Origin of the sequence: Streptomyces hygroscopicus subsp. hygroscopicus, from assembly GCF_001553455.1 — a bacterium.
Taxonomy (GTDB): domain Bacteria; phylum Actinomycetota; class Actinomycetes; order Streptomycetales; family Streptomycetaceae; genus Streptomyces; species Streptomyces hygroscopicus.
Genome location: NZ_BBOX01000420.1, coordinates 1 through 7,242 on the forward strand (window position 1 = coordinate 1; position 7,242 = coordinate 7,242).

The following is a 7,242-nucleotide window of genomic DNA, read 5'->3' on the forward strand; positions in this document are numbered from 1 at the left end:
CCCCTGATGGACCCGATGCTCGACGCCTTCGGCGCGGTGGTGCGCGAGCTGCGCCTCGCCGCACCGGCCGTGCCGCTGGTCTCGGGTCTGACGGGGCGTATGGCGGGCCCGGAGGAGGTGACGGACCCGGGGTACTGGGTGCGGCATGTGCGCGAACCGGTGCGGTTCGCGGACGCCGCGGCGGCGATGTCGGCGGCGGGGGTGGACACCTTCGTGGAGGTGGGCCCGGACGCCGTGCTGACGGGGATGCCGGCCGACGTGCCGGTGGCGGTGGCGCTGGGCCGCCGCGGCGGCGATGAGGCGGCGGTCGCGGTGACCGGCCTGGGCCGGCTGTTCGCGGCGGGTGTGCCGGTGGACTGGGAGGGCTTCTTCGCGGACCGCGGCGCGCGCCGGACCGACCTGCCCACCTACGCCTTCGACCACCGCCGTTACTGGCAGGCCGCCCGGCGCGGCGCCGACCGCTCCGCGACCGGGCATCCGCTGCTCACCTCGGCCGTCGAGGACCCGGAGAGCGGGCGCGTCACGCTGACGGGGCGGCTGACCGGCCCCGGCACACCCGCGACGGTCTGGGTCGAGGCGGCTCTGCGCGCCGCCGACGAGGTCGACTGCACCACCGTGGAGACCCTCGCCATCGACGCCGTCCCACCCGCGAGCGGAGCGCTCCAGCTCCAGGTCACGGTAGCGGCGCCGGGCGCCGACGGCCGCCGCGACCTGCGCGTCCACGCCCGCCCCTCGGAGAGTGGCGCGTGGACCCGGTACGCCCACGGCACCCTCAGCCCGACGCCCGCCGTGCCGCCCCCGGCCGTGCCGCCCCCGGCCGCGGACGGCGCGTGCACCGTGGACGGCGACGACGCGGAGCGCTACATCCTCCACCCGGGGCTGCTGTCCGCCGCGATCGGCCACCGGCCCGTGCTCCGCTGGCGGGGCGTGCGCGTCCACACCGCGGGCGCGGACGCGGCACGCGTCGCACCCGCCCCGCCCGGCGGGCCCGGCCTGCTGCTCACCGACGCGGCCGGGCGAGTGATCGCCGCCGCGGAGGAGGTCACCTACGGCGATCCACCCCCGGTGCTCCCGGCGGACGGCCTCCACCGGGTCGTGTGGACCCCGGTGGTCCTGCCCGCCGCCGAAGGGCCCGTCCCGCCGTGTACGCACGTGGCTGCCGCGGACCCGCTGCACCGCGTGCTCGACATGGCCCAGCGCGGTCTCGCCGACGGGCCCCCCGGCACCCCCCTCGCCGTTGTCACCCGCGGCGCGGTGGCGGTGGACGGGCAGCCGCCGTCGGACGCGGCCCCCGTCTGGGGCCTGCTGCGTTCCGCCCAGTCCGAGCACCCCGGCCGGTTCGTCCTGGTCGACGTGGACGAGTCCGCCACCGAGGTCCCGCCGTCGCTTCTGGCGGCCGTCGCCGCCTCCGGCGAGCCGCAGGTGGCCGTGCGCGGCGGCCGGGTCCTGGTGCCCCGGCTCGCCCCCGCCGCGGCACCCACCGGGACGCCGCACTGGCCCACCGACGGCACCGTGCTGATCACCGGTGGCACCGGCGCGCTGGGCGCCGAGGTGGCCCGCCACCTGGCGGCCCGGCACGGCGTACGGCACCTGACGCTGACCAGCCGCAGCGGCCCGCGCGCCGCCGGCGCCGCGTCCCTGGTCGAGGAGCTGGCCGCGCTGGGCGCCCACGCCACCGTCGAAACCTGCGACGTCGGCGACCGGGCGGCACTCGCCGCCGCCTTGGAGCGCATCCCCGCCGACCGGCCACTGCGCGCGGTCGTGCACGCGGCCGGCGTCCTGGACGACGGCGCGTTCACCGCGCTCACCCCGCAGCGCCTGGAGACGGTCCTGCGCCCCAAGGCCGACGCGGCCCGGCACCTGGACGAGCTGACACGGGGTCACGACCTCACCGCGTTCGTGCTCTTCTCCTCCGTCGCCGGGACCTTCGGCGGTCCCGGGCAGGCCAACTACGCCGCCGCCAACACCGCGCTCGACGCCCTCGCCCAGCGCCGGGCCGCCGCCGGGCTGCCTGCCGTCTCGGTGGCGTGGGGGCCGTGGACGGTGGAGGACGGGGGCATGTCGGCGGCGGCCGACCTGCGCAGGGTCGCCAGGGAAGGCTTCGGGACGATCTCCGCCGAGCACGGCATGGCCATGCTGGACGCCGCGGTCGCCGCCGCGGCCCCCCTGGTGGTGGCCTGCCCGATCGACCTGGACACGGTCCGCGGGCAGGTTCCGGTCCCGCCCCTGCTGCGCGGGCTGGCCCGCCGCGGCGCCCGCCACCCGGCGGGGGAGTCGGCATCACCCATGGCGCTCGCCGACGAACTGGCCGCCCTGCCGCCCGCCGAGCGGCGGGCGCGCGTCCTGCACCTGGTACGGGCCCGGGTCGCCCACCTCCTGGGCCTGACCGGCCCGGACGCCGTGCGCGCCGACGCGTCCTTCCCCGAGCTGGGCTTCGACTCGCTCAGCTCCGTCCAGCTGCGCAACCAGCTCGACGCCGCCTCCGGGCTGCGGCTGCCACCCGGCCTGGTCTTCGACCACCCGACCCCGCGGTCCGTCGCCGACCGGCTGCTGCGCGACCTGCGGCCCGCCGCACCCGACGGCGCAACACCCGACGGCGAAGCACCCGACGGCGGAGGCCGGACGACGGACGACTTCGCCGCCGACACGGTCCTCCCCGACGACATCCGGCCCGCCGCCACCACCGTCGAGGCCGTGGCCGACCCCGGCGAGGTCCTGCTCACCGGCGCCACCGGCTTCGTCGGCGCGTTCCTGCTGCGCGACCTGATGCGTACCACCCGCGCCAGAGTGCGCTGCCTGGTCCGCGGCACCGACCGGGACGACGCACTGCGCCGCCTGGCGGACAACATGCGCTGGTACGAGGTGTGGGACGAGGTCGACACCGGCCGCCTCGACGTGGTCGTCGGCGACCTCGCCAGGGCCCGGCTGGGCCTGACGGCGGAACAGTTCGACGACCTCGCCCGGTCGGTCGATCTCATCATCCACGCGGGCGCCCACGTCAACTGGCTCCAGCCGTACGCCGCGCTGAAGGACGCCAACGTCGGCGGCACCGTGGAACTGCTGCGCCTCGCGGCCCGCCACCGCACCGTCCCGCTGCACCACATCTCCACCACCGGCGTGTTCGCCCGGCCGGTCACCCCCGGCGTTCCGCTGCGCCCCGACGACCCGACCGGGCCGCCCGAGGAGCTGCGGACCGGCTACACCCAGAGCAAGTGGGTGGCCGAGCAACTGCTCGGCCGGGCCCGCGAACGGGGGCTGCCGGTCACCGTCCACCGGGTCGACCTGGTCTCCGGCGACCAGCGGCGCGGCGCCTGCCAGACCCGCGACTTCGTGTGGCTGAGCGTCAAGGGCATGGTGCAGGCCCGCGCCGTCCCCGCCGGCCTCGGCGGCAGTTTCCACCTCGTGCCGGTGGACTACGTCAGCGCCGCCGTGCTCGCCCTGGCCCGGCGGCCCGACACCGCGGGCCGCACCTTCCACCTGTCCGGCCGGACCCCGGTCGGCTTCGCCGACATCGTGGCGCACCTGCGGTCCTTCGGCCACGAGCTGACCGAACTCGACCGCGCCGCCTGGCACGACAAGGTCGTCGCCGACCGCGGCAACGCGCTGCTGCCCCTGCTCGAATCGTTCGAGGCCGTCTCCGGCCCCGGCGCCACCGACGTGTACCTCGCCATGGACAGCTCCGCCACCGACGCGGCGCTCGCGGACACCCGCATCGTCCGGCCCGAGCCCACCCGGGAGCTGTTCCGCCGGTACGACGAGTTCTTCACCCGCACCGGCTACTTCCCCCGGTGATCCGTCCCCCTTCCCCGGTGCAACCGGCTGCTTCCCGCAGTAGGAGATGACAGACCATGCTCACACCCACCCGACGGCGGACCGGACTGCGCGATGTGTCCCTCGACGGACACGACCTCGCCGTCGAGGACATCGTCGCCCTCGCCCGGCGCCCCGGCACCCGGACCGTCACCCTGTCCCCCGAGGCGGCCGCGCGGATCGCGGCGTCCAACGCGATGAAGCACACCCTGATCGACGCCGGCACCCCGATCTACGGGGTGACCTCCGGATTCGGCGACAGCAGCGCCCGGCAGATATCCCAGCGCAAGACCGACCACCTCCAGGACAACCTGGTCCGCTTCCTGTCCGCGGGCACCGGCCCGCTGGCCCAGGACGACGTCGTACGGGCCACCATGGCGGTCCGCGCCAACTGCCTCGCCCGCGGTGTCTCCGGAGTGAGGCCCGAGCTGATCACCGCGCTGATCGAGATGCTCAACGCGGACATCCTGCCCCGCATCCCGGAGCGCGGCTCGGTCGGCGCCAGCGGCGACCTGGTGCCGCTGAGCTATCTCGCCGCCGCCCTGACCGGGCGCGGCACGGTGCGGCACGCGGGCGAGGACAAGCCCGCGGCGCAGGCCCTCGCCGAGTGCGGCCTGACCCCGGTGACCCTGGAGGCCAAGGAGGGCCTCGCCCTGGTCAACGGGACCTCCTTCATGTCCGGCTTCGCCGTCCTCGCGCTGCACGACGCCCGGGAGCTGGCCTTCGCCGCCGACCTGTGCACCGCGCTGACCAGCCAGGTGCTGCTCGGCAATCCCTCGCACTTCGCCCCCTTCCTGTTCGAGGCCAAGCCGCACGACGGCATGGTCGCCAGTGCCGCCGCCATCCGGGCGATCCTCACCGGCGACACCATGCCCGACCCGCTGCTGCGCAGGCCCGACGGCGACTTCGGCGAGCTGGAACGCCCCATCCAGGACCACTACTCGGTACGCTGCGCCCCGCACGTCACCGGCGTCCTGCGCGACACCGCCGACTGGGCGCACCGGTGGCTGACCATCGAGGTCAATTCCGCCAACGACAACCCCCTGTTCGACGTGGCCACCGGCACGGTGCGCAACGGCGGCAACTTCTACGGCGGCCACGTCGCCCAGGCCATGGACGCGCTGAAGACCGCCGTCGCCAGCGTCGGCGACCTGCTGGACCGGCAGCTGGAACTGATCGTCGACGAGAAGTTCAACAACGGCCTCACGCCCAACCTCATCCCGCGGCTGGGCCCCGACGCGTTCGAGGCCGGCCTGTTCCACGGGTTCAAGGGCATGCAGATCACCGCCTCGTCGCTGGCCGCGGAAGCCCTGAAGTGGACCATGCCGGCCGCCTCGTTCTCCCGCTCGACGGAGGCGCACAACCAGGACAAGGTGAGCATGGGCACCATCGCCGCCCGTGACGCCCGCTCGGTCGTCGAACTGGTCCAGCGCATCGCGGCCGTCCACCTCATCGCCCTGTGCCAGGCGGCCGACCTGCGCGGCCTGGACGTCCTCAGCGCGCCGGCCCGCAGCGCGTACGACGCGGTGCGCGGCCTCAGCGCGTTCCTGGACCGCGACCGGCCGCTGGACACCGACATCGAACGCGTCGCCACGCTGATCGCCTCCGGCGAGCTGCGTACCCGGGTCGAGCTCGACCTGGAGACGCGGGGCGCGGAGACCGGCGAGGCGGCCCGGTGAACGCGCCGGTGGCGCCGTACGCCGAGGTGTTCTGCGAGGAACGCCCCGACGGCAGCCGGATCCTGCGCGTCGGCGAGGAGCTGAAGGACCATCCGCCCACGCTCGCCCACGCGCTGCGCCACTGGGCCGCCGCCGAGCCGGACCGGGTGCTCGCGGCCGAGCGCGACGGCGAGGGCTGGCGCACCCTGACCTACGGTGCCGCCGCCGAGGCCGCCGCCGCCCTCGGCCAGGCGTACCTGGACCGGGGGTGCGGCCCCGGTGCCCCGGTCCTGCTGCTGTCCGGCAACTCCCTGGACCACCTGCTGCTGACCCTCGCCTGCCACCTCACCGGCGTACCGGCCGCACCGGTCAGCGTGGCCTACTCGCTGCGCAGCACCGACCTGGCACGGCTGCGCTCCCTCGCCGCCCTGGTCCGCCCCGGGGCGGTGTACGCCGAGGACGGCGAGCTCTTCCGCCGCGCCCTGGCGGCGGCCGCCGACGCGGCCGGCACCTCGCCCGCGACCCTCGTCTCGCGGCGGCCGGGTGCGGGGGATGTGACCGTCGACGCCCTGCGCCGCACCGCCGTCACCGGCGCGGTGCGGCGCGCGCAGGACGCGCTGACGCCGGACACCGTCGCGAAGATCCTGTTCACCTCGGGCTCCACGGGCACCCCGAAGGGAGTGCTCAACACCCACCGGATGCTGTGCGCCAACCAGCAGATGCTCCGGCAGATCTGGCCGTTCCTGACCGACGAGCCGCCCGTACTGACCGACTGGCTGCCGTGGAGCCACACCTTCGGCGGCAACCACAACCTCAACCTGGCGCTGTGCAACGGCGGCAGCCTCTTCATCGACGACGGGACACCGCTGCCCGACGCGTTCCCCCGCACCCTCGACGCGCTGCGCCGGATGCCGCCCACCGTCGTCGTCAACGTCCCGGCCGGATACACCCAGCTCGCCCAGGCGCTGGAGAGCGACCCCGGCCTCGCCCGGAGCGTGCTGTCGCGCGCGCGGATCATCCTCTACGCCGGGGCCGACCTGCCGGACGCGCTGCGGCGGCGGCTGCGGGCCGTCGCCCGTTCGGCGACCGGCCGCGACATCCCCGTGGTGTCCTCCTGGGGCGCCACCGAGACCGGGCCCGCGGCGACCTCCACCTGGGGCGGGGTGCGCGACGGCATCGGCATTCCGCTGCCCGGCGTCGAGCTGAAGCTCGCCCCGGCCGGCGGCCGGGCCGAGATCCGGGTGCGCGGCGCCTCGGTCACCCCCGCCTACCTGGGCGCCGAGGTCTCCGACGCGCTCGACGAGGACGGCTACTACCGCACCGGTGACGCGGCCCGGCTGCTCGACCCGGGCGGCGACGCCCGCCGCGGGATCGCCTTCGACGGCCGGATCGCCGAGGACTTCAAGCTCGCCACCGGCACCTGGGTCGCCGCCGGCCGGCTGCGCAACGCGCTGCTGTCGGCCGCCGGGGTGCTGTCCGACGCCGTTCTCGTCGGCGGTGACCGGCCGTATGTCGCCGCCATCGCCTGGCCGGCGCTGGGCCGGGCCAACGAACTGCTCGGCACCGACGCCGCCGACGCCGCGGAACTGCTCGGCGACGACGGCCTGTGCGACCACCTCGCCGCCGCCCTGGCCGCGCTCAACGCGGGCAAGGGCGCCGCCTCGCGCGTCGCCCGGCTGGCGCTGGTGGCCGAGCCGCCGAGCATCGACAACGGCGAGATCACCGACAAGGGCTACCTCAACCAGCGCGCCGTGGTCGAGCGCCGTGCCGAGGT

3 protein-coding genes are annotated in these 7,242 nt (G+C 75.9%); all 3 read left to right on the forward strand.

Going from position 1 to position 7,242, the window contains the following annotated elements; translation table 11 throughout:
- Nucleotides 1-3,792, forward strand: a 3,792-nt coding sequence (locus tag AXW62_RS46820) for a thioester reductase domain-containing protein (RefSeq protein WP_063817713.1), incomplete at its 5' end; no start/stop codon positions are given.
- Between the two features lie 56 nt (nucleotides 3,793-3,848).
- Nucleotides 3,849-5,489: an HAL/PAL/TAL family ammonia-lyase gene (locus AXW62_RS33980; protein WP_060947851.1), complete on the forward strand. Its 1,641-nt coding sequence runs from the start codon at nucleotides 3,849-3,851 to the stop codon at nucleotides 5,487-5,489.
- The coding region (locus AXW62_RS33985; RefSeq protein ID WP_060947852.1) for an AMP-binding protein at nucleotides 5,486-7,242 on the forward strand (1,757 nt) is incomplete at its 3' end. The genes AXW62_RS33980 and AXW62_RS33985, both read left to right, overlap by 4 nt.

Coding starts and splice junctions, on each gene's coding strand:
- AXW62_RS33980 (WP_060947851.1), top strand. CDS start 3,849: ATGCTCACACCCACCCGACGGCGGACCGGACTGCGCGATGTGTCCCTC.